This is a genomic window from Nioella ostreopsis, from assembly GCF_004000255.1.
Lineage (GTDB): Bacteria > Pseudomonadota > Alphaproteobacteria > Rhodobacterales > Rhodobacteraceae > Nioella > Nioella ostreopsis.
In genome coordinates this window covers 22238-47748 of sequence record NZ_RCIQ01000020.1, presented here as the reverse complement: position 1 = coordinate 47748, position 25511 = coordinate 22238, and the positions used below count along the sequence as shown (strand labels likewise).

The window sequence follows — 25511 nt, the reverse complement described above, 5'->3', positions numbered from 1 at the left end:
GGAACAAGGCGCCATGGCTACCGGAACGCTTCATATCGACCTTGATGCCATCGCCGCCAACTGGGCCGCGCTGGATGCAAAAACCTCTGTTGAGACCGCCGCCGTGGTGAAGGCCGACGGCTATGGGCTTCGTGCGGACAAGGTGGCGCTGAGGCTGACCCGCGCAGGCGTGCGCCGCTTCTTCGTCGCCACCGCCGAGGAAGGCATCCGGCTGCGCGCTGCGCTTGGCCACGGGTTCGAGATCAATGTCTTTTCCGGCCACATGGACGGCGACACGCCCCTGATCCGCGAGGCGGGCCTGATCCCGATGCTGAACAGCGCCGAACAGGTCACCCGCCACCGCGTCGCCCTGCCCGGCGCCGCCTATGGTGTGCAGCTTGACAGCGGCATGAACCGGCTCGGCATGGAACCCGCCGACTGGGCCACCCTGCGGAGCGATCTGGAGGCCGGGCCGCTGACGCTGGTCATGAGCCACCTCGCCTGCGCGGATGAGCCTGCCCATCCGATGAACCCCGCGCAGCTGGCCTGTTTCACCGAGATGACCGCCGGTGTCACTGTGCCCCGCAGCCTCGCCGCCACGGGTGGCGTGCTGCTTGGCCCAGACTATCAGTTCGACCTCTGCCGTCCGGGCGTCGGTCTTTATGGCGGCTTCCCCTTTGCCGATGCGACCCCGGTTGTGCGACTGTCCCTGCCGGTGATCCAGGTTCGCGATGTCAGTGCGGGGGAAACCGTTGGCTACGGCGCAGGATGGACGGCCGAAAGAAAATCTAAAATCGCCACACTGTCAGCGGGTTACGCGGATGGGCTAATCCGATACATGAGCGACAAAGCCCTGCTTTGGGCCGGGGATACGCCCTGCAAGCTGGCCGGTCGCGTGTCGATGGACCTGCTGACCGTCGATGTGTCCACGCTCGACGAGGTGCCCGACCATCTCGACATTCTCGGGCCGCATCAGACCGTCGACCAACTGGCGGATGAGGCCGCAACCATCGGCTATGAAATCCTGACCTCGCTCGGCCCCCGATACGCGCGCCGCTACAGCGGAGACGCGGCGTGATCCTGACCGCCCCCCTCGCGGCGCTCGGCCGCTCCACCCTCGCGCTTCTGGCCTCCATCGGGCGGGTCGCGATCTATGCCGCGCAACTGCTGCGCCACATGCTGACGCCCCCCTGGTATCCGCGCGAACTGATGGTGCAGATCCTTCAGATCGGCTGGCTGTCGCTGCCCGTGGTCGGCCTGACCGCGCTTTTCACCGGTGGTGCGCTGGCGTTGCAGATCTACGCGGGCGGCTCGCGCTTCAACGCCGAAACCGTGGTGCCGTCGATCGTGGCCATCGGCATCGCGCGGGAACTTGGCCCTGTCTTGGGCGGCCTCATGGTCGCGGGCCGGGTCGCCGCCGCCATTGCCGCCGAGATCGGCACGATGAAGGTGACCGAGCAGATCGACGCGCTTGTCACGCTCTCCACCAACCCGATGAAATATCTCACCGTACCGCGCGTTCTGGCCGCCACGTTGACCCTGCCCATTCTGGTCGCCGTAGGCGATTCCATCGGCATCTTTGGCGGCTACCTCGTGGGCACCACGCGGCTTGGCTTCAACCCAGCCAACTATCTGCACAACACCGCCGATTTCCTTGAAACCTGGGACGTGGTCTCGGGCCTGATCAAGGGTGCGGTCTTCGGCTTCATCGTGGCGCTGATGGGCTGCTATCACGGGATGAACTCGGGCCGCGGCGCACGGGGCGTGGGACGGGCCACGACGAATGCCGTTGTCTCCGCCTCGATCCTGATCCTTGCCGCCAACTACCTGCTGACGGGGCTGTTCTTTACATCATGATCGAGATCGCCTCCCTTCATAAGTCATTCGGTGTAAACAACGTCCTTCAAGGCGTTGATCTGACGGTGGAAAGCGGCACCTCGACCGTAATCATCGGCGGCTCTGGCACGGGCAAATCGGTGCTGCTGAAATGCATCCTGGGGCTGGTGAAACCCGATAGCGGCACGATCAAGCTGGACGGCGAAGACGTGGCTCGGGCCGAGCGGGACGCCTTCCTTGCCAAGTTCGGGATGCTCTTTCAAGGCGGTGCGCTCTTCGATTCCATGCCGGTCTGGCAGAACGTCGCCTTCCGCCTGTTGCGGGGCTCCCTGAAGCGGCCCGCTACCGAAGCCCGAGAAATTGCCGTGGAAAAACTCCGCCGCGTCGGCCTGACGCCGGATGTGGCCGACAAGTTCCCGGCGGAGCTGTCCGGTGGCATGCAGAAACGGGTGGGCCTCGCGCGCGCCATCGCCGCCGAGCCGCAGGTGATCTTCTTCGACGAACCCACCACCGGGCTCGACCCGATCATGGCGGGCGTCATTAATGAGCTGATCCGCGAGATCGTGGTCGAAATGGGTGCCACGGCCATGACCATCACCCATGATATGTCCTCCGTGCGGGCCATCGCCGACCGTGTCGCCATGCTGCATGGCGGCGTGATCCGGTGGGAAGGCCCGGTGGGTGAGATGGACAGCGCCGATGACCCCTACCTGCGCCAGTTCATCACCGGATCGGCGGACGGCCCGATCGAGGCGGTGCGCTGACCTGCCATCTGGCGGTCTGGGCAGAGCAGGAATAGGTCGGGGTAACCCACAAGGACTCCGCTCATGGATCTCTTCGCCCTCATCCTGCCGCTTGCTGTATTCCTCAGCTTCTATGCGATCCTCACCGGCTTGTCCTGGCTGCGCCGACTGGTGGGTGAGAAAATGGCCGCGCGGCGCAAGGGGATGATCCTGAACCTTGCAAGGCGCGCCGTGCCGCCGGCGGTGGCCGGCCTGATCCTGCTTGTGGCGGGGGGCACACTTGGGCTGTTCGACTACGTCCCTCTCGCCACCCTGCTGATTGCGGGCGGCTTCGCCTTCGGTTTTCACAAGGGTCTGTCGGACCTGCACAGCCCCAACTGGCGAGAACTGGCCCTGCGCGGGGCCATCACTCTAGCGCTGACACTTTTTATCCTGTGGCAACTGGGCGTCGTTTAGAAGGTTAACGCTCCCTGACCTGCACGCCGTTAACCTTAACGCCGCGCCCCCCTTCTTCTTGGCCCAAATACTCCCGCCGGAGGCGTTGCAATGCGCGCGTCCGTGGATAATCTGGCACCTCGCGCGAAACAGGAGGTTCCATGCCCCGCAAGATCATCATCGACACCGATCCCGGACAGGACGACGCGGTCGCCATCCTTCTGGCGCTGGCCAGCCCGGAAGAGATCGAGCTTCTGGGCATCACCGCCGTCGCTGGCAATGTGCCGCTGGACCTGACCGCCAAGAACGCCCGCAAGGTCTGCGAGGTCGCGGGCCGGGCGGATGTCAAGGTTTTTGCCGGCTGTGACCGGCCGCTTGCCCATACACTGGTGACTGCGGAACATGTGCATGGCAAGACCGGTCTGGATGGCCCGGACCTGCCGGAACCCGCGATGCCCCTTCAAGACCAGCACGGGGTGGATTTCATCATCGACACCTTGCGAGCGGAGCCCTTTGGCACCGTCACACTCTGCCCCCTCGGGCCGCTGACGAACATAGCCACGGCCCTGCAAAAGGCGCCCGACATCGCCGAAAAGGTGCAAGAAATCGTCCTGATGGGCGGCGCTTATTTCGAGGTGGGAAACATCACGCCCGCAGCAGAATTCAACATTTACGTCGACCCGGAAGCCGCTGAAATCGTGTTCAAATCCGGCATTCCCATCGTGGTGATGCCACTAGACGTCACCCACAAGGCCCTGGTCACCGCCGCCCGCAACGACGCCTTTCGCGCGCTCGGGACCGACCCAGGCCGCGTGGTCGCGGAATGGACCGATTTCTTCGAACGATTCGACAAGGAAAAATACGGCTCCGCCGGGGCGCCGCTGCATGATCCCACCGTCATCGCCTACCTGATCCGGCCCGAGCTGTTCACTGGACGGCATGTCAATGTGGAGATCGAAACGCAATCGGACCTGACCCGAGGCATGACTGTTGCGGACTGGTGGCGGGTAACCGACCGGGCCCCCAATGCGATGTTCATGGGCGATCTCGATGCCGACGGGTTCTTTGCCCTGCTGACCGAACGGATTGGCCGGCTGTGAGCCTGCGCCCCGCGACATCCGCCGATCTTCCGGACCTGTTGCACATGGTGGCCAGCTATCATTCCCATGAGGGGATCACACCGCGCCCCGCCTCAGCCCTTTCCGATACGCTGCGCGGGCTGCTGGATCACCCTGACCGGGGCCGCATCTGGCTGATCCTGCACAACGATCAGCCTGCGGGATATCTGGCCATCGCCTTCGGCTACTCCATCGAACTTGGTGGCCGGGAGGCGGCGATTGATGAGATCTTCGTTAACCATGACCACCGGGGCAAAGGCCTGGGGGCCAAGGCACTGACCGCGTTTCTGGACTGGGCAGAGGGCGAAAATCTTGTTGCGATTCATCTGGACGTGGCCCCCGACAATGACGGCGCCCGCAGGCTCTATGCGCGGTTCGGGTTCGAAAGTTTCATGGGCTATGATCTGATGTCCTGCCTTCTGCCCTCTGGCATTGCGCCCGAGGGACATTAACTATTGCAGGGTAAGAGGACACCCCTATGCAGATCGCCTTCGACAATAGCTATTCCCGCCTGCCCGACCGCTTTTTCGCGGCGCTTGCACCGACGCCAGTGCGTGCTCCGTCTCTCATTAAGGTTAATGAGGGTCTGGCCCGCGACCTCGGTCTCGACCCGGCCGCACTCGCCTCGCCTGACGGGGTCGCCATGCTGGCCGGAAACACCGTGCCGGACGGTGCCGCACCATTGGCGCAGGCCTATGCCGGTCACCAGTTCGGCGGATGGGTGCCGCAGCTTGGCGACGGGCGGGCGGTTTTGCTCGGGGAGGTGTTCGACCGCTCGGGTCAACGCAAGGATATCCAGCTCAAAGGCTCTGGCCCCACGCCGTTTTCACGCCGGGGCGACGGGCGGGCCTGGCTCGGTCCCGTTCTGCGCGAATATATGGTCAGCGAAGCGATGCACGCGCTCGGCATCCCCACCACGCGGGCGCTGGCGGCGGTGGCAACGGGCGAGCAGGTCCACCGCGAACGGGTACTGCCCGGCGCGGTGCTGACCCGCGTGGCCAGTTCCCATATTCGCGTCGGCACCTTCCAGTTCTTCGCAGCGCGCGGCGATGAGGAAGCCCTGAAGGCGCTGACGGATCACGTGATCGCCCGCCACTACCCCGACGCGGAAACGCCGCTCGATCTGCTGGCGGCGGTGGTCGCCGCGCAGGCGCGGCTGATTGCGAAATGGATGGGCGTGGGGTTCATTCACGGGGTGATGAATACCGACAATATGTCCATCGCAGGCGAGACCATCGACTATGGCCCCTGTGCCTTCATGGATGCCTACCACCCCGATACGGTTTTTTCCTCCATCGACCGGATGGGGCGCTACGCCTATCGCAAACAGCCCGAGATTGCGGTGTGGAACCTTGCGCAATTCGCCACCGCTTTGCTGCCGATCATGGGCATGGCCCATAAGGAGGCGATTGAAGTCGCGACGCGGGTGATCGAAGGATTTGCCGACCTCTTTGGCGCGGCCTGGGAGGCGGAGTTTGCCGCCAAGCTCGGGCTGGCGCAGACAGAGGAAGAAGATGTCGCGCTGACTTATGACCTGCTGATGCGCATGGCCAAGGGCAATGCCGATTTCACGCGGGTGTTCAGGGCGTTGTCCAGTGAGTCCCCGGAAGATGCCCGCGCAGAATTCACCGACCCCACCCAGTTCGACGAATGGTTGCCGCGCTGGCAGGCCCGCACCATGGCAGAGGGACGGGTCGCGCGCATGCAGGCCGCGAACCCCGCTTTCATCCCGCGCAATCACCGGGTGGAAGAGGCCATTACAGCCGCAGTTTCCGGCGATTACGCCCCGTTCGAGCGGCTGACGACCGTGCTCGCCCGGCCCTATGACGATCAGCCCGACCATGCCGAGCTGATGGCCGCCCCCGCCCCGGAGGAAATCGTTCAGGCCACGTTCTGCGGCACCTAGCGCTTGCGGCGGAAGCGTCTGAAAAAGCGGCTGTTGAGCGCCACGAATTCATCGACCAGCGCCGAGACGGACCCGAGCGCTTGCCCGCGCAGGTATAGCCCGCCCATGGTGCCGCCAAGACTGGCACCGATCACGTCGACGATCAGGTCCCCCATCGTGTCGGGCAGGCCGGATTTCTGCATGTTGAGACCGAACGCCTGGTCCATGGCGAATTCGAAGATCTCCCACAGCACCCCGATCATGATCCCGATCGAGGCCGCCAGAAGCCCCATGGCCCAGGGCGGTGCGGCGTAGCGATCGCCCTCGAACAGGATGAAGACGAAGAGGAACCCGGCGATGCCGAACCCCACGGCAGAGAGCGCGTGCAATGCAATGTCCCACCACCAGAGCCGTTCGTAGAAATCGAAGACCTCGCCCAGGAAAATCGTCGCGAAGACGAAGGCCACCGCCAACGCTACAATGCTTTTCGGCAAATGGATATGCAGACGCGAAGCGAGAAAAAGCGGCGTCATAGACAGGCCAAGCGTTCCGAAGGCCACAAAGGCCGCCGTCCAGCGCCCGGTGATCAGCGCCGCGATGATTTCGAGCGCCAGACCGCCCCAAATCAGGTAGGTCAGCCGGCTTTGGTTCCTGAACGCCTGCATCGGGTGCATACCCCTCTTGCTTCTCAAGATAGACGCTTGCTGCGCCGGTGCAATGGCAGGGCTTGCGCAGAGCGCTGAGCCGCGCAAACTACGGATATGCCCTACCCGCCCAAGACGCCCCCGGGCCTGATCCGCGTGGCCAGCTACAACCTGCATAAATGCGTCGGGCTCGACCGGCGGCGCGATCCGCATCGGGTGGCGCGGGTGATGGCGGGGCTTGGGGCGGATGTGATCGCAGTGCAGGAGATCGACAAGCGCCTGCCGCCGCGCCCCACCTCCCTCCCCCGCGAGGTGATCGCGCGAGCGGCGGGCTTGTCTCCCGCCCCGGTCGCGGAAACCAGGGTCAGCCTTGGCTGGCATGGCAACGGGCTGTTGTTGGCCCCATCCTGGCGGATGGATCATCTGCATCGCCTGCCGCTACCGGGGCTGGAACCCCGCGGCGCGCTGATTGCGGATCTGACCGGGCCATCGGGGCCGCTGCGCGTGGTGGCGACCCATCTTGGCCTGCGCCGCCGTGACCGGCAGCGGCAAATGACGCAGATCATGGCGGCTCTGAACCTCCGCCATCATGTGCCCACGGTGCTGCTTGGCGATCTGAACGAATGGGCCGCGCAGGAAGGCTTTGCCCCGCTCGACCCCTATTTCATTGTCCACAATCCCGGCCGCAGCTTTCACGCCCGCCGCCCGGTGGCCGCGCTGGACCGGATTGCGACAGGACCGGGACTTTGCATCCGGCAAATGGGCGTGTGCCGGTCTGGCGAGGCGGGTCGCGCCTCGGACCACCTGCCTATCTGGGCCGATCTTTCGCTGGACGGTTGATCAGGATCAGCCCAAGGCAGACGAGCGTCAGGGAAATGATGATGCTTGCCCCCAGATCTTCGCGAAGCAGCGCCCATCCCAGGATCACCCCCAGAATGGGTGTCAGAAAGCTGAACGAGGCAACACTGGAGGCCGGATAGACCGACAACAGCCAGAACCAGAACAGAAACCCCAATGACGCAATGCAGACGATCTGAAAGATCAGCAGCCCGAGGTGATAGATCTCAAAATCGCGGATGAAGGGCCCGAACCACAGCGACAGGATCAGCAGCAGCGGGGCCGAGATTGCCAGTTGCCAGAACAGCTGCATCTCGGGCCGGGTCTTGCTGACCGGCGCCCCACGGGCCAGCAGCGCAATCCCCGCCCAGCACATTGCGGCCAACAGGGCCAATGCGTCCCCCAACAGCGACGCGTCGCCCGGTCCGCCCCGGTCGAGCACCGCAATGGCCACACCAAGCACCGCCAACCCCTGCCCGGCCAGCTTCATCGGGGACAGGCGTTCGCCCTCGAGCAAAAAATGCCCGGCGAAGCCCAGCCAGACCGGCATGGTGTAAAACAGGATCGAGGTGCGCGCCACCGTGGTCAGGTCAAGCGCGAAGAAAATGCATGAAAACTCGATGGCAAAGAGAACACCCAGCAAAATCCCGGATGGCACGGTGCCCGGGCGGATGCGAAACTCCACCCCGCGCAGACGCATCCACAACAGCAGGACGAGAAGCGCCCCCAGCGAGCGGATGCCGGCCATGAAGACCGGTTGAAACCCGCCATTGCCCAGCTTGATCGCCACCTGATTGACGCCCAGCAGCACCGCGAACCCGGTCAGGGACAGGATCCCGAACGTGTCCAGCGAGGTCTTGCGCTCCATAACTTGTCCTTCACAAGTGAACCATCAGCCCACAAGACCCGACCCATGGTCAGTGTCAAGCACCGCTTGCCCATGATATTCAAAAGACACCATTCGTACCGTGAGGAAACGTAGCCATGCCGCCCTTGCAGATCAGCCCTCTTGACTTGCTGGCCGGGTCCGTCGGAGCAGAGAGCCACCCGCTGACCTTTCACGCAGGCCGCGACCCGGAGATTGAGTTGGATCCATGACCGCCCCCGACCCGATGCTGGCCAGCGCCCTCCTGGTGGTGCTGGAGACCGATCAGAAATTCGCCACCGAGGAGGATCGCGAGATCCTGCAACTGGCCTGGGATGAGATTCACGACAGGCTTGCGGCGGGGGCCGAGGTGAACGGCGTCCTCACCGATGAATACGGCTCGACGGGCAGCCTGCTGGAGCGTGCCATTGGCTGGCGCCGCTATGACATCGCCCAACTGCTGCTGGCCCATGGCGCCGCGCCGACCGATCCGCTGACCGGCCATACCGGTGCCTACGAAGCGGCCTTCGGTCAACCGGAGATGATCCACTTGCTGATGGAGCATGGCGCAGACGCCACCTGCTTCGACCGCGACGATCTGCCGGCGGCGCTTGGCACCGACCGGATCCCCGAAACGCCGGTGCCCCCCGACATGCCCGACAGGTTTTTCACGGCGCAGCGCGGCATCCGCAATCCGCAACCCTGCGACAACCCCTTTTTCCTTGACCAGATCCGGACGTTTCACACCGCCTATTGGGGGGCAAAGATCGCCGGCCGGGATCCTGCCGACCAGCGCAGCATGCACCCGATCTTCAGCTTTGATCGCTTCGGGCGCAGCGTCACCCGCCTGCCCGACGGCCGCTTCGTGCTGATCGCGGGTGAACACGAGGATTCCTACGACAGCGATTTCTGCATCTACAATGATGTCTGCGTGATAGGTGGTGACGGCAGTGTGGACTATTTCCTTTACCCGGTTGAGGATTTCCCCCCGACCGATTTCCACAGTGCGACGTTGCTGGATGATCACATCCTGATCATTGGCTGCCTTGGCTACCGAACTCAGCCGAAGGAAGGTGTGACGCCCGTCCTGCGCCTCGACCTCGAAACGTGGCGCGTGACGCCGGTCGACACAACGGGCGACAATCCCGGCTGGATCCACCGCCACCGGGCGGAGTTGCAGGGCGGTCAGATCATCGTCTCGGGCGGTTGCATCGAGCCGGGCTTTCGCGCCAATCAAGACCGCTTTGCTTTGAGCCTCAAGACGATGCGCTGGCACCGGATTTCCTGACGCACCACACGCAAAAAGGCTTTCCGATCCATGCCCGGATCGGATAGACCCCACCCCCAAGACGACCCAGAGGGACCGCCGATGCCTGAGACCATCGAACAGCGCTGCGAGGCCAAAGGCCTGCGCATGACCGGACAAAGGCGGGTGATCGCGCAGGTGCTGGAGGAGTCCTCGGACCATCCCGACGTGGAAGAGCTCTATAACCGCGCCAGCGGGCAGGATCCGAACATCTCGATCGCCACGGTCTATCGCACGGTCAAGCTGTTCGAAGAGGCGGGCATTCTGGAAAAACTGGAATTCGGCGATGGCCGCGCGCGCTATGAAGATGCAGAGCGTGATCACCACGACCACCTGATCGACATGCATTCGGGCGAGGTGATCGAATTCGTCGATCCCGAGATCGAGGCGCTTCAGGAAAAGATTGCAGAAAAGCTCGGCTATCGGCTGAAGGGCCATAAACTTGAGCTTTACGGCGTACCGATCCGCCGCAGCTGATCTCCGGGAAGGAGCCCACCATGCCCCATCCCAACTGGAAACGGCTATTCGGGCTCTCGGTCTTGCTCCTGGTCGTTGCACTTGTCTTGGGGCGCGCCGGGGTCGGTCTCTTGGCGTGGACACCGGTCGGTTTCGCTATCATGGCACTGATCGCGATGACCTTTCCTGTCCGGGAGCGCCGTGACCCGGAGGATAACAAGCTGAATCTGGCGGGCGTTGCCGTGGTCGCACTCTATTTCATCGGGTTCGCAGGAATTACCGCGGGCGGCTGGTGGCTGGTTTTGACGGTGATAGGCTGGTTCCTGGCCTTGGCGCTGTTGATCGGCGTCCTGCAAGACGACTCGCGCCCCGGACCCAACGATCCCTCGTAAGTCGCGTCTTTCGGCTGGTGCCCGCCCGGCAGGGCGCGTAACCAGTGAGAGATCACAACGGAACTGCATCCATGCCCCTTGCCTCCGACAACCTGCGCGGCATCGCCTTGATGCTGCTGGCCATGGCCACCTTTGCCCTTGGCGATGTCGGGATCAAACTGCTGTCTGGCGCAGTGCCGCCGGGGCAGATCATGGGCACGATGGGGATTGTGGGAACAATCGTCTTTGCGATCTGGACGCGGGCGCGTGGATTGCCGCTTCTGCCTCGTGCCATCTGGCATCCCGCCATCGCCCTGCGCTTTGTGGCCGAGATCATGGCCGGTGTCGGTATGGTCCTGTCCCTGACGCTCAATCCTCTGTCACTGGTCACCGCGATCCTGCAGGCCGGGCCGCTGGTGGTGACCATGGGCGCGGCCTATGTCTTTGGTGAGCAGGTGGGCCCGCGCCGCTGGCTGTCGATCTTCGTCGGGCTGTTTGGCGTTCTGGTCATCCTGCGGCCTGGGTTCGAGGGCTTCTCGCCGCAGGCGCTGTGGATCATCGTGGCGCTTATGGGGCTGTCGATCCGTGATCTGGCGACACGGGCGGCCCCGGCCTCACTGGACAATCTGCAAGTGGCGACAATCGGCTTTTTCGCACTTGTCCCCACCGGCGCCTTGCTGATTGCTTTCGGAACCCCGCCGCTCTGGCCCACAATTGGTGACTGGGCCACACTCGGGCTTGCCATCTTTGCCACCATCGCGGGTTATTACGCCATAACTGCGGCCATGCGGGTGGGGGAAATCTCCGCCGTTACCCCGTTTCGCTATTCGCGGCTGGTCTTCGGGCTGGTGCTTGGCCTGATCATCTTTCACGAACGGCCCGACGCCCTGTCCTATGTCGGGACCGCATTGATCTTTGCGGCGGGGCTTTATTCCGCATGGCGCGAACGGCTGCATTCCCGCCGCTAACCCAAAAGATCGGGTCGCAGCACCATCACCGCGCCCAGGGCCAGCAGCACCACACCGCCGATCAGATGGGACAGCCGGGCATAGCGCCCCGTGGCCACCGCCCGGCGCAGCGTCACCATTGCCACGACAAACAGCACCGTGTCATCGAGCAGGAATACCGAAAGGTAGAGCATCAGGTAGCCGTAATAGCTCGGCCCCGGCAGGTCATGCATGGCCAGCGCCTGCGTGTAGATCGCCGGAATCCCGGCAGAGCACACAAGTTCCACCAGGTTGACTCCAACCGCCAGCGCCGCGACGCCGAGCGCGGCAACCAGAAGGCTCGGCTGTTCGATCATCGACTGGAAGGCTTCGCTGATCGTCTTGCGCCGGGTCGAGGGCGTGATGCGGCAGACGCCTTCGGGGTTGGTCCAGTATTCACGCAGGTAATACCCGCCCGCCGCAATGGCGAGCCCCCCGATCGCCACCCGGATCCAGGCCACAGCCCCGATCCAGAGCACCACGTTCAGCCAGGCCGCCATGACGGCGAAATACATCGCCGCCGTAGCCAGCAGGAACACCGCCCCAAGCAGCCACATCCGGCGATGGTCGGCAACACCCAGAAGCAGCCCGATCAGCAGTGCCAGCACCCACATGGCGCAGGGGTTGAACCCGTCCACAGCGGCCAGAACAACGGTCAGCACCGGCAGGGAGAGTACCGACAGATCCACGTCCCCCACCAGCGGCAGGGTGACGATGCCGGTGATGTCCTCTGGCTGGGTCTCGGATGGGGCCAGTTCGGCCCCGGCCCGGAGTTCGGCGATCACATCCACGCAAGGCGCGTCGCGGCAGGCGCTGATCATCGTTGCATATTGATCGAGCGTCCGGTTCCCCGCATAGCCGATCTCGTAGCGCCCGCCGATCACCACCAGCGGCACGCCGGGGCTGTCGATGCCAAAATGCTCCACCACCGACAGAAAAAGCGCGTCGTTCTCCTCCACGCCGCCCACTTCGATCCGGTTGAGCGTCAGCTCCGGGTCTTCATCGGCGATCCGGGTCAGCTCCTGCGTGGCGAGGGCGCAGAAGGGGCAGCCCTGCTGCCAGAAAAGATGCACAGCAACCTCTGCCCTGACGGGCAGCGCTGACAGCCAAAATCCAAGCACCAGGAAAAGCACTGAAAACCCGCGTCGGCCGATCATCCCCAGACCTCCTGTAGATCCTTTGCTCACGCGGATAATGCCCTGCCGTCGAAGAAATCCCATTGATCCAGATCATCACCGGATGATCCGCACCGCTGGCCGTTTCACCTTGCGCTTGCTGGTCGGATGGTCTTTGCAGGGCCAGCACGCGCGGAGATATCATGAACAACCTGCAAGGCATCTTGCTGATCATCGGGGCGATGGCCGCTTTCACGGCGGAAGACGCGCTGATCAAGCACCTGTCCACCTGGTTTCCCACCGGGCAGATCCTTGTTGCGCTCGGGATCGGGGCGAGCCTCGTTTTTGCGGCGCTCGCCACCGCCCGCCGCCAGTCGCTCTTCGCGCGGGAGGCCTGGGGCGGCCCGGCCATCCTCCGTGCCCTGTCCGAGGCCGTGGCCGCAACGACCTTTGTCACCGCGCTGGCGCTGATCGACATTTCGACCGTGGCCGCCGTGTTTCAGGCCACGCCGCTGGCCATCACCATGGGGGCGGCACTGTTTCTGGGTGAAAAGGTCGGCTGGCGACGCTGGAGCGCCATTCTGGTCGGCTTCTGCGGGGTGCTGCTGATCATCCGGCCCGGCCTCGACGGGTTCGAGCCTGCCACGCTCTTCGTTCTGGTCGCCGTGGCCGCCATCGCGGTACGGGATTTGTCGACCCGGTTCATCTCGCCTCAGGTCAGCTCTCTCGTCGTGTCCTTCCAGGGCTTCGCCTCGGTCATCTTTTCCGGCGCGCTTCTGCTTTGGCTGCAAGGCGACAGCATGGCCCTGCCGGAACCGCGCCACTACGCGTTAATCGCCGCGACACTCGTGTTCTCGGTCACCGGCTACTATGCCATCGTGCAGGCGATGCGGGTCGCAGATGCCTCTGCCGTGCAGCCCTTTCGCTATACACGGCTGGTGTTTTCAATCCTGGCGGGCGTTCTGGTTTTCGGCGAACAGCCCGACGCGCTGACGCTGACCGGCGCAGCTTTGGTGATTGCGACGGGGATATATACCTTCCTGCGCGAACGGCAAATAGGCAGGGCCGCGCGCTTGGCCTGAGCGGCCACGGACGCATCAAACCACAAATTTGTTTACATTTTCACCGGCTTCCAGTCTCATTCGGAAGTGGGGAAATTTTTATGAAGATACTCATTACACAACGCGCCTTGGAACGCTTCGGAGGCTCGGAACTCTTCACGGCAGAGCTTGCCCGGTCTCTTGCCAGCCGCGGGCACGAGGTCGCGGTCTATTGTCCGCGTCCGGGCCGCATTGCAAAACTGATCACGCCGAGCGGTATTCCGGTCAAGGATAAGCTTGACGATCTGCCGTGGCGGCCTGACGTCATTCATGGCCAGCATCATCTGCCTGCAATGGCGGCTCTCGCCAAATTCAGCGGCGTTCCGATGGTCTATTGCTGGCACGGCGCGCGCCCCTGGGTGGAACAGGTTCCACTGCATGATCGCATCCGGACTTATGTTGTCACCTCGCAGCGACTGGCACCGCGTCTGGCAAGCGAACGCGACATCCCCGTAGAACGGGTCGTGGTCATTCCCAACTTCGTTGACTGTGAGCGTTTCTCGTTTGTCCGTAAAGTAAGCAGTCGGCCGATGCGGGCCGTGCTTTATGGACAGGGCGGATTCTACCCGGAAGAGTTGAAAACGCTGGAAGATGCCTGCGACGCGAACGGGCTCAGTCTTGCCAAGGTTGGCTATGCGTTCAACAACCCGCGACCGCGGCCAGAATACTTCCTGCCCGACTACGATATCGCGTTTGCCGTCGGGCGGTCGGCCCTAGAGGCAATGGCCGCCGGGTGCGCCGTGATCCCGATCGTCCCTCAGCTGGCCGGTCATCTTATCACCAAGCGCAACCTGAAAGACTGGGGCGCGGCCAATTTCAGTCCAAGATATTTCACGTCAAGTGACCGGTTCGATCGCGAATGGCTCGCGTCCGAGCTGAAGGCGTGGTCCCAAGAAGACATCACCTCTGTCACAGATCAGGTTCGCAGGGAATTCGATCTGCCACGCGCCATCGACGCATTTCTTCGCACCTATGCCGATGCCGCAGCGCAGGCATCCTCGGCAGATTGCGGCCTTGATCGCTATCTTGAAGGCCTCGCGGTGGATGTCGACGCCATGTGGCATCAGTCGAACGAAGACAGCGCCGAACTGGAACGGTTACGCAAGGAAAACGCCCGACTGCACCATGAAGCCGCCGCAAATGAACGTCGCGTTCGTGAACTGTCGGAACTCCTCTTGCGCAAAAGCGGGCTGACCGAAGGGCTTGCTGAAAATCCGTCACCCGAGAACCTGCGCGAGACCATTCGCCAGTCCGGGCTTTTCGACCCGGATTGGTATGTGGCGACCTACCCCGATGTCGGCCAAACCCGGATGGACCCGCTGGACCACTACCTGCGCTATGGTGCGTTTGAGGGCAGAGAACCGGCCCCAGGCATCGATTCCAAGGCCTATATGGCAGCAAATCCACATCTTAAGGGCCTGGGCATGAGCGTGCTTGAGCATCAGGTCCGACAGCTTTCGCTGCTTATAGGCGGAACTGATCAGCAGCGCTAAAACGATGAGCGATCATCCTTTCCCGCCCCGTCCGCCATTGGCCAAGCCTGGCTCTCCTGTCAGATGGTTCGACCCGGAACTGCAGGCTTGGCTGGATGCGCATGTTGCGTATTGGAAATGCTATGAATGCGTAGTGCTGCCCAAGGTGGCGGTAAACGCAATGCGAACGGTGGGAAATTGGCGCCGCGGCCACAATGCCATGTCCGTCACCTTGCCGCCGGGAACGCCCGTGGCCAGTTTCATGCATCGCGATGGTCGCCCGAGCGACCGTTGGGACGGTGGAGAAGGGCTCGGGATAAGTAAAAACAACACAACCCATTCCGGTGTGCTTGCGGGCTATTTGCTCGATGCCCATGGCGCCAAGATCGGTCTCAAGATGTGGGAGCTTTATCCCGGCTGCGGAAGAGTCCGCCGCCGGATCATTCTACTGGACGACGAGCGCTTTGGCACCAAGAATGCAAGGGCGTTTCATGCCATCCTGGAGCCGGACCTGACCCCGCTCGGTGGGCGCGACAACCCGTATCTGCCGATCTGGCAATTGCTGGCGGACAATGACAGGCAGGCGCAAATCTGCAAAAACCAGAACAATGAAAGCTGATCAAGCAGTGCATCTTCTGTTCACACAGTGTCTATGATAGTTTTTTTTGCCATGTTGGCGCAAACACTCGGCAAGCTCATAAAAACAAGGACCGTTAGCGCTATCATAAACGGTTTACTTTCGCCGCGCCCCTGCTATAGGTCAGCGCGACCCGTTCCTGTTCGTTTGAGGATAGATCCCCATGAGCACCATCATCGACATCCACGCCCGCGAAATCCTCGATAGCCGCGGAAACCCGACCGTTGAGGTCGACGTGACCCTGGAAGACGGCACCATGGGCCGCGCCGCCGTGCCCTCGGGTGCCTCGACCGGCGTGCATGAGGCCGTGGAGAAGCGCGATGGCGACAAGTCCCGCTACATGGGCAAGGGCGTGCTGGAGGCCGTGGCCGCCGTGAATGGTGAACTAGCAGAAAACCTGTTGGGTTTCGACGCCACCGAACAGGCCGCCATTGACGCCGCGATGATCGAGATTGACGGGACCGAGAACAAGGGCCGCCTCGGCGCCAACGCCATTCTGGGCGTGTCTTTGGCTGTCGCGAAGGCTGCCGCCGAGTATACCGGCCAGCCGCTTTTCCGCTACGTGGGCGGCACCTCGGCCCGCGTGCTGCCGGTGCCGATGATGAACATCATCAATGGCGGCGAACATGCCGACAACCCGATCGACATTCAGGAATTCATGATCATGCCAGTGAGCGCGGGCAACATCCGCGACGCGGTGCGCATGGGATCGGAAGTGTTCCACACGCTGAAGAAAGAGCTGTCCGCAGCGGGGCTGGCAACGGGCGTAGGCGATGAGGGCGGTTTTGCCCCCAACCTGTCCTCCACCCGCGACGCGCTCGATTTCATCCTGAAATCCATCGAGAAGGCGGGCTACAAGGCCGGGGACGACATCATGCTGGCGCTCGATTGCGCCGCGACCGAATACTTCAAGGATGGTAAATACGAGATGGCGGGCGAAGGCATCAGCCTGACCCCTGCGGAAAATGTCGACTACCTCGCCGCGCTCTGTGCCGATTACCCGATCCTCTCCATCGAAGACGGCTGTTCCGAAGATGACTGGGAAGGCTGGAAGCTGCTGACCGACCGGCTTGGTGACAGCGTTCAACTCGTGGGCGATGACCTCTTCGTCACCAACCCCAAGCGTCTGGCCATGGGCATCGAGCGTGGCTGCGCCAATTCCATGCTGGTGAAGGTCAACCAGATCGGCACCCTGTCCGAAACGCTGAAGGCCGTCGATCTGGCGCATCGCAACCGCATGACCAACGTGATGAGCCACCGGTCGGGCGAGACCGAGGACGCGACCATCGCCGATCTCGCCGTCGCCACCAATTGCGGGCAGATCAAGACCGGGTCGCTGGCGCGCTCCGACCGGCTGGCGAAATACAACCAGCTGATCCGTATCGAGGAAATGCTGGGTGAAACGGCCGAATATGCGGGCCGCTCCATCCTGCGCTAAGCGATGCGGCGGGTTCTTCGCGGCATAGGCTTTCTGATCGCGCTCCTGCTTTTCGCAGTGGGGGCGCTCTATGTCGGGACCATGGGGGAGTACCCCGTGCCCGCCACCGTCACCGATGACCCCGCCCTGCCCCGGATCGAGGTGGGCGGGGTCACGCTCCACGCGGAAAGCTTCGGTGACCCCGCCAATCCGGCGATAGTCGTTCTGCACGGCGGGCCGGGTGCGGATTACCGGTCTCTCCTGCCCTTGCAGGCACTGTCTGACCGCTATCACGTTACCTTCTACGACCAACGCGGCGCGGGCTTGTCGGAACGGGTGCCCGCAGAGGCGCTGACGCTTCAGACCCATCTCGATGAACTGGTCGGCGTGCTGGACCACGTCAGCCCCGACGCGCCCGCGATCCTCATCGGCCACAGCTGGGGCGCGATGCTGGCCAGCGCCTTCCTTGGCGCGCACCCCGACCGGGTGTCAGCAGCGGTTCTGATCGAGCCGGGCTTCCTGTCGGCAGAGGCCGCCGCCGCCTGGGGCGCACGGTCGCAAGAGATCATCCGCCAACCCGCCTTGCTCTGGCGCGGGCTGCGCACCGGGTTTGAATCGGCGCATGTGGAAGGCCCGGACGAGGCCGCCGCGCAGGACTATCTGATTGGCCGGATGATGGGATATTTCGCCTCCGACCCGCTGACCGGCTATACCTGCCCCGGCGAAAGCTATGACAGCCCGTCCTGGCGCGCGGGCGGGGTTGCGGGTCAGGCGGTGTCCAGCCGTGCAGGGCCTGCGGGATTTGACGCGCTTGGGCTTGAGGCGCATCGCTTCCCCGGACCCGTCCTGCTGATCGCGGGGGCCTGCTCCACCTGGATCGGCGAAGACCACCAGCGCGGGCATCTGCCGCTTTATTCGGACGCGCGGCTTGTCGTGATCCCCGATGCTGGCCATGACAGTGTCGATGACGCGCCCGAGGCGACCCTGACCGAAATCCGCGATTTCCTCAGCGCCGGAAATTGACGCCACGCCATGTTTGACAGCCCCCATCCCGGCCCGGTTTGATATGGGCCGGGAGGAGACGGGCCATGCCCCTTCACATCTTGATCATTCTCGTGGTGGGCGGCATCGGCCTGATCGCGCTGCTGACCTATATGTTCGGCCTGTCGAAACCACTGCGCTTCGACTCTGACGCTGTCGTCCGCGCCGCCTGGCTGCGCCAGTTCCCGGAGTATGAGGTCTCCGCCATCCACATCGCGCCCGACAAATCCGCCGCCCTGATCGAAACAGCGACCGGCCCCGGCATCGTCTTCGCCCTTGGCGCCGATAGCTGCGCGCACCGGTTGGAGGGGGCCGAGATCCGGGACACCCCCGGCGGCCTGCGCATCCTGTTTCACGATTTCGCCGCGCCGCGCCTCGATGTGGCGCTCGACCCTGCCGCCCGCGCCCGCTGGCAACAGATCCTGTCGGAGAGACCATGACCGACCAACTGACCTATCCCGATGTCGTGCAATACGCCGTCCCCTTCTTCATCGCCGCCATTCTGGTGGAGCTTCTGTGGATTGTCCTCAAGGGCAAGGGCGGCCGATATGAAACCCGCGACGCGGTGACCTCGCTCATCATGGGCGCGGGCAATGTGGCCAGCGGCATCGCGCTTGGCTTCATCGCCTGGGGCTTTTTCATGGTGTTGTGGGAGATCACGCCGCTGGACCTGGGCAATGCGTGGTGGGTCGTGGCGCTGTGCTTCGTGCTGGATGATCTACGCTACTACTGGGTGCACCGGTTCGGGCATCGCATCCGGTGGGTCTGGGCCAGCCACGTGAACCACCATTCCAGCCAGCATTACAACCTGACCACGGCGCTGCGCCAAACCTGGACCTATACATTCACCTTCATGATGGTCGTCCGCGCGCCCTTGATCCTTCTGGGCTTTCATCCCGCGATGGTGCTCTTCGTCGGTGGTCTGAACCTCATCTACCAGTTCTGGATCCATACCGAGGCGATCGGCAAACTGCCCCGGTGGATCGAGGCCATCATGAACACGCCCTCCCATCACCGCGTCCACCATGGCCGCAACGCGCGCTATCTCGATTGCAACTACGCGGGCGTCTTCATCATCTGGGACAAGCTCTTCGGCACCTTCGTGCCGGAGTTGGAGGAGGAGCGCGTGGATTACGGGCTCGTCCATAACCTCGGCACCTTCAACCCGCTGCGCGTGGCCTTCCATGAATGGGTGGGCATCTTCAAGGACATGACGCAGCGCGGCCTCACGCTGCGCGAACGGCTGATGTATGCCGTCGCGCCCCCGGGCTGGAGCCATGACGGCAGCCGCCAGACCTCCGAAGGGATCAAGGCGAGCCACCTGCAGCGTCACCCCGAGGATCGGGGCACGCCGGGCTTCGACTGAGCCAGCGCCTGCGTAGGGTGGGCAGTTTGCCCACCTCCGCCCCTGCCCCTTGCCTCTTTGCGGCGTTCGAATAGGCTCACCCCGAACCAGGGGAGAGTCCATGACCGCAGATGAGATCATCGCCACGCTTTCGCTGGAACCCCACCCAGAGGGCGGGCATTACCGGCAAACCTGGGTGGCCGAGAATGAGGGCCGCCCCTCTGGCACATGCATCTATTTCCTGCTGAAAGCGGGCGAGGCGAGCCACTGGCACCGGGTCGATGCCGCCGAGATCTGGCTCTACCATTCGGGCGCGCCTCTGGTCCTTTCGATCAGCGAAACGGAAGACGGCCCGGCGATGGATCACCTGCTGACGCCCGATCTGACCCAGGGCCGCCCGCAGATCCTCGTGCCGCCACATCACTGGCAGGCGGCGCGCACGACGGGGGAATACACGCTGGTCAGCTGCACGGTCAGCCCCGGCTTCCGGTTCGAGGGGTTCGAGCTGGCCGCCCCCGGTTTCGACATCCCGCGGGGCTGAGATGGATCACAAAGCCGCCCTCGCCGCCCTGCCCGCCGACCGGAAAGAGGCGTTGCAGGAACGATCCGACCTGCGGGGGCTGCTGCATCTTGCCGGGCATGTTGCGGCCTTGGGTGCTTGCGCGCTGCCAATCCTCATGGGCTGGCCCGGCTGGTGGCTGGCGCTGCTGCCACTTGGCATTCTGACGGTGTTCCTCTTCACCCTCAGCCATGAATGCACCCATTACACGCCGTTCAGGACGCGATGGTTGAACGATGCCGTGGGCCATGCCACCAGCCTGCCCCTGATGCTGCCTTTCACATGGTTCCGCTATTTCCACCTCGCCCATCACAAGTTCACCAATGACCCCACGCGCGACCCGGAACTGGAACACGGGCCGAGGCCGGAGACATGGCCGCAATTCCTGATCTACCTCAGTGGCTGGGGCTATTGGCGCGGTATGGCGGGGACGCTCTTGCGGAATGCCTTTGGCAGGAGCGACGCCCCCTACCTGCCCGCCCGCCAGCATGGCGCGATCCGGCGCGAGGCGCGGGTGTTGCTGGTGCTCTATGCGCTGATCCTTCTCAGCCTCATCTGGTCGCCCATAGCCCTTTGGCTCTGGATCATGCCGGTGCTGATCGGCCAGCCTTTCCTGCGGCTCTACCTTCTGGCCGAACATGGCCGCTGTCCGCCGGTGGCCAACATGCTGGAAAACTCCCGCACCACCTATGCGGGCTGGCCCGTGCGCTTCATTGCGTGGAACATGCCCTTCCACGCGGAACATCACAGTTTCCCGAATGTGCCCTTCCACAAGCTGCCGGAGCTCAACCGCGATCTCGCGCCGCTCCTGAAAAGCACCTCGCCCAGCTACCCGGCCTTCGCGAAGGACTACGCAAAGGGGCTTCGTCCTCAGGCGTAGAGGCGGCCTTTGCGAACCTCCCACTTGCGCATCCGAGTTGACCACGGGGAGGTTGACAGCCCCTGTTCTTAGTCCACCAGCCCCAGCTGCCTCGCGATTGTCGCGCTGTCGTAGTAGTCTCGGCCCTCAACGACCATCCCGTTTTCGACCCGCATGACAGAGCAGTACCGAACCTCGGCTTTGCGCCCGGTCGGTGGAAAATCCCCAAGACTTGATCGCAGCACACCTGTGTGAGTGCCGGTATTGCGGAACTCAACAGTCGCCCATTGCCCATCCTCGCTGACGATCACGTTTTCGACCTTGCAAAGCCCATCCGGGAAAGCCTCGCGCCAGCGGTCGTAGTCGGCCTTGTAAGCCGCTTTGCCGGGAAGCTTCTCGCAGCGGGCGATATCCTCGAAGTCGCAGTCGTCTGCGATCACCTCGGCCCCACGATCAGGATCTCGCAGATCCCATGACTCGTGAAACTGTCGAACAATCTTTTCGGTCGGATGCATGGCATTGGTCCAGTTCTTAAATATTTTTTTAGATAGGCTATCTGTAGCCCTTGGCCCCTCTATTGCAAACTCCCTCTGCGCCCATAGCCGAAATCCGGACGGTCTCGCCGGGTTCAACGGGCCCGTCAGGTTGACGCCTCATCCGTCTCTTAGCATCCCCTAGCCGCGCGGTCGGCTGATCCGCCCGCCCCCCACCTGCGCCGCGACGCCCGTGGTCATCGGCCCCGAGGTCGACAGCTTGCGCACCACCCGCACGGCGAGGAAGGCGAAGGCCTGCGCTTCCAGCATGTCGACATCGAGGCCAACCTCTTCGACCGGCACCACGGGGCAAGGCAGCGCCTCTGCCAGCCCCTGCATCATCGCCACGTTATGCCGCCCGCCGCCGCAGACCAGAACGCGCGCAGGCGGCGTCGGGCAAAGTGTGATCCCGTCGGCGACACAAGCCACGGTCACGGCCACAAGGGTTGCGGCGGCATCGGCGTCGCTGAGGCCCGACACGCGCTCAGCCAGATCAGAAAAATCGTTCCGGTCGAGCGACTTGGGTGGCATTCTTGACAGGAACGGACGTTTCAACGCCGCCTCCACAACCCCTTCATCCGCCACGCCGGACAGTGCCAGCGCGCCGCCCTCGTCCCGCATCACACCACGCCGGGCGTGCAAGAGGTCGTCCAGCGGCGCATTCCCCGGCCCGGTGTCAAATGCCAACACCGCGCCGTCTGTCTCCGGCCCCTTGCACCGCGGATCGACCCAGGTCAGGTTGCCCACACCCCCGAGATTGAGAAACACCAATGGCTCCTTCGCCCCGATCCATTGCGCACAGGCGAAGTGAAAATAGGGCGCCAGCGGCGCGCCCTCGCCGCCCAACTGAACGTCCGACGACCGGAAATCCCAGACTACCGGCAGCCCCAGCACATCGGCCAGCACCTGCCCGTCGCCCGCCTGATGGGTGCCGCGCCCGCGTGGGTCATGTGCCAGGGTCTGGCCGTGAAAGCCGATCATCTCGGCACCGGGAAGCCGCGACAGCACGGCGGCATGGGCAGTTTCCACCACCTCCGATGCGGCCTCAACGCCTTGATCCCCGGGCCAGCAGCCTAGCGCCGCGCGGATCACCTCGCGTTCCTCGTCCCGGTAAGCCCGATAGCGGGTTTCGCCGAAATCGAAGATGCGCCGCCCGTCGGTTTTCAGCAAAGCCGCGTCGACCCCGTCCAGAGACGTGCCCGACATCGCGCCCGCAACCCATATCGGCCCTTCCATCATGGCTTCCTTCCCGCTATCACGCCGCCATTCCTATCATTGGACGGACGAGACATGACCTACCACCCCAAATCCGACTTCATGCGCGTGATGATCGAGCGCGGCTTCCTGGCCGACTGCACCGATTATCAGGGCCTTGACGAAGCGCTGATCAAGGGCGTGGTGCCGGCCTATATCGGCTTTGACGCGACGGCGAAGTCGCTGCATGTCGGGTCTCTCATCCAGATCATGATGCTGCGCTGGCTGCAGAAGACCGGGCACAAGCCGATCACCCTGATGGGCGGCGGCACGACCAAGGTGGGTGATCCCAGCTTCCGCGCCGATGAACGCCCGCTGCTCAGCCCCGAACAGATCGACGACAACATCGCCGGGATCAAGCAGGTCTTCGCGCAATACGTCACTTACGGTGACGGGCCGAGTGATGCGCTGATGCTGAACAACGACGAATGGCTGGCCGATCTCAACTACCTCGATTTCCTTCGCGATATCGGGCGACATTTTTCCGTGAACCGGATGCTGTCGTTTGAATCCGTGAAATCGCGGCTGGACCGGGAACAGTCGCTGTCCTTCCTCGAATTCAACTACATGATCCTGCAGGCCTACGACTTCCTGGAACTCAACCGCCGCTATGGCTGCCTGTTGCAGATGGGCGGGTCAGACCAGTGGGGCAATATCGTCAACGGGATCGACCTGACGCGCCGGGTGCTGGATCATGAGATCTATGGCCTCACCTCGCCTCTGCTGACCACCTCGGACGGCAAGAAGATGGGCAAGACCGCCGATGGTGCGGTGTGGCTCAACGCGGAAATGCGCAGCCCTTACGAGTTCTGGCAGTTCTGGCGCAACACGACCGATGCGGATGTAGGCCGGTTCCTGAAGCTCTACACAGAGCTGCCAATCGAAGACTGCGACCGCCTTGGCGCGCTGGAAGGCTCCGAAATCAACGAAGCCAAGATCGCACTGGCCAATGAGGTGACGACCCTTCTGCACGGGGCCGAGGCCGCTGCGGCGGCGGAAGCCACCGCTCGCGAGGTGTTCGAGAGGGGCGGCATGGGCGACGACCTGCCCACCCTGACCCTGACGGCCGAGGATCTGGGCGACGGGTTGCCGATGGTGCAATTGATCACCCGCTCGGGCCTCACCAAGTCGGGCAAGGAGGCGCGGCGGCTGATCACCGACAATGGCGCGCGGCTCAATGACCAACTGATCACCGACACCAGCCTGATTGTCACCGCAGCCGATCTTGGCCAGCCGATCAAGCTGTCAGCGGGCAAGAAGCGTCACGCTCTGGTGGTCCTGAAAGACTGATCGCGAAAGCATCTGCGCCCTCGTAACACCGGCCTTCGGGGCGGTGCTACTGGCGCAGCAGGGCGTTCTGGGCCTGATCTTCCGCGGCCCAGGCCACCAGCGCATCGCGGATCGCCTCCTGCACCCGTGCGCGCCAATCGGCATCCAGAAGATTCGCCAGATCCTCGGGGTCGGAAATGAACCCGAGCTCGACCAGAACCGAAGGGATATCGGCAGCCTTGAGCACCGAAAACCCTGCCTCCAGCCGAGGATGGCGGTGCAGGTTCGCGCCCGCCCGGTCCAGCCCGGCAACGATGTGATCGGCCAAAGCCGCGGACCGGGGGGCGGTTTCCAGCCTTGCAAGGTCCAGCAGCACGCCCGCCACCTCGTCATCGCTGCCTGCAAGGTCGACCCCTGCCAGCAGGTCGGCGCGGTCATGGGCCTCGGCCAATGCTTCCGACGCGGCGTCGGAGGCGGTTTCGGATAGGGTATAGACAGTCGCCCCACGCGCCCTGCCCGCTTCCAGCGCATCGGCATGCAGCGACAGGAAGGCCTGCGCACCGGCGCTGCGCGCGATTGTGACCCGCTCGGGCAGCGACACAAACCAGTCGCCCTCGCGCGTCAGCACCACGTCAAAGAGCCCGGACCGCAACAGCACTTCGCGCAGCTCTATGGCGAAGATCAGCATCAGATCCGCCTCGTCCTGCCCGCGCCGCTGTGCGCCGGGATCGACCCCGCCATGGCCGGGATCGAGCGCGATCATGATCGGTCCGCCCTCGACACGGACCGGCAAGGCGCTGTCGGCCACCGGAACCGGCGGCAGGCGGACACCCGGCGGGGTGTGGGCGGCAAGGTCAGTGAACACGGCCTGCGATACCGGCGAAAGCCGCAACTGCACCTGCGCCGTGCCGTCGGTGTCATCGGTCTGCATCCCGGCCTGGGCGATTTCCATCGGGCGAACGAGCGTCAGGACCATACGCGACCAGCCCGCGTCGCCGCGGCCCATGGCAAGGCCGGTGACATGGCTGGAGGCGTCAAGCTCGGGGCCAAGAGCGGCCCAATTGACCTCCCGGAAATCCAGCACGACGCGGGCGGGGTCATCCAGCACGAAAACCCGGTACGGCACGGCCTGGGTCAGCGCGAGGTCAAGCACCACCTCGCGTCCGTCATCTTCCAAGCGGCTGCCTTCGGCAAGAACCCGCGCAAGCGCCCACAGATCCTGTGCCACAGCGGGCAGGGAAACCATTAAAAACGACATGAATACAAGGACTAACCGGATCATCTGCGGCCTGCTGAAGGTTATTGTTCTGGGCAGGATAACAGGTCCCTGCGCCTGCCCCAAGCCACGCAAGACCGCAAGTTTCATGAAATCGCGCGGGACCTGCCATATTCTTCCCGCAAAGCGGCGGCAGGCTTGTCTCAACCTCAACCCACCACTGTCGAGAGCCT

General features: G+C 63.6%; 28 protein-coding genes. 22 read left to right on the top strand and 6 right to left on the bottom strand.

Going from position 1 to position 25511, the window contains the following annotated elements:
- Positions 1-13: 13 nt before the first annotated feature.
- The 7 genes from alr to EP237_RS17845 all read left to right on the top strand — a co-directional run bounded on the left by alr (position 14) and on the right by EP237_RS17845 (position 6017).
- A complete protein-coding gene (gene alr / locus EP237_RS17875) occupies positions 14-1057 on the top strand; it encodes an alanine racemase (protein WP_127562262.1) in 1044 nt (347 codons plus the stop codon).
- A complete protein-coding gene (locus EP237_RS17870; protein ID WP_127562261.1) occupies positions 1054-1836 on the top strand; it encodes an MlaE family ABC transporter permease in 783 nt (260 codons plus the stop codon). Before alr ends, EP237_RS17870 begins: the two co-directional genes overlap by 4 nt.
- Positions 1833-2579 carry an ABC transporter ATP-binding protein gene (locus EP237_RS17865; RefSeq protein WP_127562260.1) on the top strand — a complete coding sequence of 249 codons (747 nt, stop codon included), beginning with the start codon at positions 1833-1835 and terminating at the stop codon, positions 2577-2579. The genes EP237_RS17870 and EP237_RS17865 overlap by 4 nt, the downstream gene beginning before the upstream one ends.
- Positions 2580-2642: 63 nt before the next feature.
- Positions 2643-3014: a hypothetical protein gene (locus tag EP237_RS17860; RefSeq protein ID WP_127562259.1), complete on the top strand. Its 372-nt coding sequence runs from the start codon at positions 2643-2645 to the stop codon at positions 3012-3014.
- A gap of 140 nt (positions 3015-3154) precedes the next feature.
- Complete coding sequence (locus EP237_RS17855; RefSeq protein WP_127562258.1) at positions 3155-4093, top strand: nucleoside hydrolase; 939 nt, start codon at positions 3155-3157, stop codon at positions 4091-4093.
- On the top strand, positions 4090-4563 hold the full coding sequence (locus tag EP237_RS17850) for a GNAT family N-acetyltransferase (protein WP_127562257.1): 474 nt from the start codon (positions 4090-4092) through the stop codon (positions 4561-4563). Before EP237_RS17855 ends, EP237_RS17850 begins: the two co-directional genes overlap by 4 nt.
- A gap of 26 nt (positions 4564-4589) precedes the next feature.
- Entirely contained in the window at positions 4590-6017 is a 1428-nt protein-coding gene (locus tag EP237_RS17845; protein ID WP_127562256.1) for a protein adenylyltransferase SelO, read from the top strand.
- Here the strand turns inward: EP237_RS17845 and EP237_RS17840 are convergent.
- Positions 6014-6661, bottom strand: coding sequence for a DUF2238 domain-containing protein (locus EP237_RS17840; RefSeq protein WP_127562255.1), 648 nt, complete (start codon positions 6659-6661; stop codon positions 6014-6016). The two genes, EP237_RS17845 and EP237_RS17840, sit on opposite strands and share 4 nt — an antisense overlap.
- Positions 6662-6757: 96 nt before the next feature.
- On the opposite strand from EP237_RS17840, the gene EP237_RS17835 reads away from it, so the two are divergent.
- Positions 6758-7480 (top strand): endonuclease/exonuclease/phosphatase family protein, encoded by a 723-nt coding sequence (locus tag EP237_RS17835; protein WP_127562254.1) that lies wholly within the window; start codon positions 6758-6760, stop codon positions 7478-7480.
- Here the strand turns inward: EP237_RS17835 and EP237_RS17830 are convergent.
- On the bottom strand, positions 7449-8345 hold the full coding sequence (locus EP237_RS17830) for a DMT family transporter (protein ID WP_127562253.1): 897 nt from the start codon (positions 8343-8345) through the stop codon (positions 7449-7451). The genes EP237_RS17835 and EP237_RS17830 overlap by 32 nt on opposite strands.
- Before the next feature lie 226 nt (positions 8346-8571).
- Between EP237_RS17830 and EP237_RS17825 the strand changes: the two genes are divergently transcribed.
- From EP237_RS17825 to EP237_RS17810, 4 genes are all read left to right on the top strand, one after another.
- Positions 8572-9630 (top strand): ankyrin repeat domain-containing protein, encoded by a 1059-nt coding sequence (locus tag EP237_RS17825; RefSeq protein ID WP_127562252.1) that lies wholly within the window; start codon positions 8572-8574, stop codon positions 9628-9630.
- Positions 9631-9711: 81 nt separating this feature from the next.
- Entirely contained in the window at positions 9712-10125 is a 414-nt protein-coding gene (locus tag EP237_RS17820) for a Fur family transcriptional regulator (protein WP_127562251.1), read from the top strand.
- A 20-nt stretch (positions 10126-10145) separates the two neighbouring features.
- Positions 10146-10496: a hypothetical protein gene (locus EP237_RS17815; RefSeq protein WP_127562250.1), complete on the top strand. Its 351-nt coding sequence runs from the start codon at positions 10146-10148 to the stop codon at positions 10494-10496.
- A 71-nt stretch (positions 10497-10567) separates the two neighbouring features.
- On the top strand, positions 10568-11443 hold the full coding sequence (locus EP237_RS17810) for a DMT family transporter (protein WP_127562249.1): 876 nt from the start codon (positions 10568-10570) through the stop codon (positions 11441-11443).
- Here the strand turns inward: EP237_RS17810 and EP237_RS17805 are convergent.
- Entirely contained in the window at positions 11440-12618 is a 1179-nt protein-coding gene (locus EP237_RS17805) for a hypothetical protein (protein ID WP_127562248.1), read from the bottom strand. The two genes, EP237_RS17810 and EP237_RS17805, sit on opposite strands and share 4 nt — an antisense overlap.
- 161 nt (positions 12619-12779) lie before the next feature.
- On the opposite strand from EP237_RS17805, the gene EP237_RS17800 reads away from it, so the two are divergent.
- The 9 genes from EP237_RS17800 to EP237_RS17760 all read left to right on the top strand — a co-directional run bounded on the left by EP237_RS17800 (position 12780) and on the right by EP237_RS17760 (position 21027).
- Entirely contained in the window at positions 12780-13658 is an 879-nt protein-coding gene (locus EP237_RS17800; RefSeq protein WP_127562247.1) for a DMT family transporter, read from the top strand.
- Positions 13659-13738: 80 nt separating this feature from the next.
- Positions 13739-15169 carry a glycosyltransferase family 4 protein gene (locus tag EP237_RS17795; RefSeq protein WP_127562246.1) on the top strand — a complete coding sequence of 477 codons (1431 nt, stop codon included), beginning with the start codon at positions 13739-13741 and terminating at the stop codon, positions 15167-15169.
- 199 nt (positions 15170-15368) lie between these two features.
- A complete protein-coding gene (locus EP237_RS17790; protein ID WP_127562245.1) occupies positions 15369-15767 on the top strand; it encodes a hypothetical protein in 399 nt (132 codons plus the stop codon).
- Positions 15768-15948: 181 nt separating this feature from the next.
- On the top strand, positions 15949-17223 hold the full coding sequence (gene eno, locus EP237_RS17785; protein ID WP_127562244.1) for a phosphopyruvate hydratase: 1275 nt from the start codon (positions 15949-15951) through the stop codon (positions 17221-17223).
- Positions 17224-17226: 3 nt separating this feature from the next.
- The gene (locus tag EP237_RS17780) at positions 17227-18225 is read left to right on the top strand and encodes an alpha/beta fold hydrolase (RefSeq protein WP_127562243.1); all 999 of its coding nucleotides are present in this window, start codon (positions 17227-17229) and stop codon (positions 18223-18225) included.
- Positions 18226-18290: 65 nt separating this feature from the next.
- On the top strand, positions 18291-18683 hold the full coding sequence (locus tag EP237_RS17775; RefSeq protein WP_127562242.1) for a hypothetical protein: 393 nt from the start codon (positions 18291-18293) through the stop codon (positions 18681-18683).
- On the top strand, positions 18680-19609 hold the full coding sequence (locus tag EP237_RS17770; protein WP_127562241.1) for a sterol desaturase family protein: 930 nt from the start codon (positions 18680-18682) through the stop codon (positions 19607-19609). The genes EP237_RS17775 and EP237_RS17770 overlap by 4 nt, the downstream gene beginning before the upstream one ends.
- Positions 19610-19709: 100 nt before the next feature.
- Positions 19710-20129 (top strand): cupin domain-containing protein, encoded by a 420-nt coding sequence (locus EP237_RS17765; protein ID WP_127562240.1) that lies wholly within the window; start codon positions 19710-19712, stop codon positions 20127-20129.
- 1 nt (position 20130) lies between these two features.
- Complete coding sequence (locus EP237_RS17760; protein ID WP_127562239.1) at positions 20131-21027, top strand: fatty acid desaturase; 897 nt, start codon at positions 20131-20133, stop codon at positions 21025-21027.
- Between the two features lie 68 nt (positions 21028-21095).
- On the opposite strand, the gene EP237_RS17755 is transcribed toward EP237_RS17760, so the two are convergent.
- Positions 21096-21521: an ester cyclase gene (locus EP237_RS17755; RefSeq protein ID WP_127562238.1), complete on the bottom strand. Its 426-nt coding sequence runs from the start codon at positions 21519-21521 to the stop codon at positions 21096-21098.
- Positions 21522-21680: 159 nt separating this feature from the next.
- Positions 21681-22778 carry an anhydro-N-acetylmuramic acid kinase gene (locus EP237_RS17750; RefSeq protein ID WP_127562237.1) on the bottom strand — a complete coding sequence of 366 codons (1098 nt, stop codon included), beginning with the start codon at positions 22776-22778 and terminating at the stop codon, positions 21681-21683.
- A gap of 51 nt (positions 22779-22829) precedes the next feature.
- On the opposite strand from EP237_RS17750, the gene tyrS reads away from it, so the two are divergent.
- Positions 22830-24083 (top strand): tyrosine--tRNA ligase, encoded by a 1254-nt coding sequence (tyrS, locus tag EP237_RS17745; protein WP_127562236.1) that lies wholly within the window; start codon positions 22830-22832, stop codon positions 24081-24083.
- A 46-nt stretch (positions 24084-24129) separates the two neighbouring features.
- Here the strand turns inward: tyrS and EP237_RS17740 are convergent, their stop codons facing one another.
- Positions 24130-25308 (bottom strand): N-acetylmuramoyl-L-alanine amidase, encoded by a 1179-nt coding sequence (locus EP237_RS17740; RefSeq protein WP_240661681.1) that lies wholly within the window; start codon positions 25306-25308, stop codon positions 24130-24132.
- Between the last annotated feature and the right edge of the window lie 203 nt (positions 25309-25511).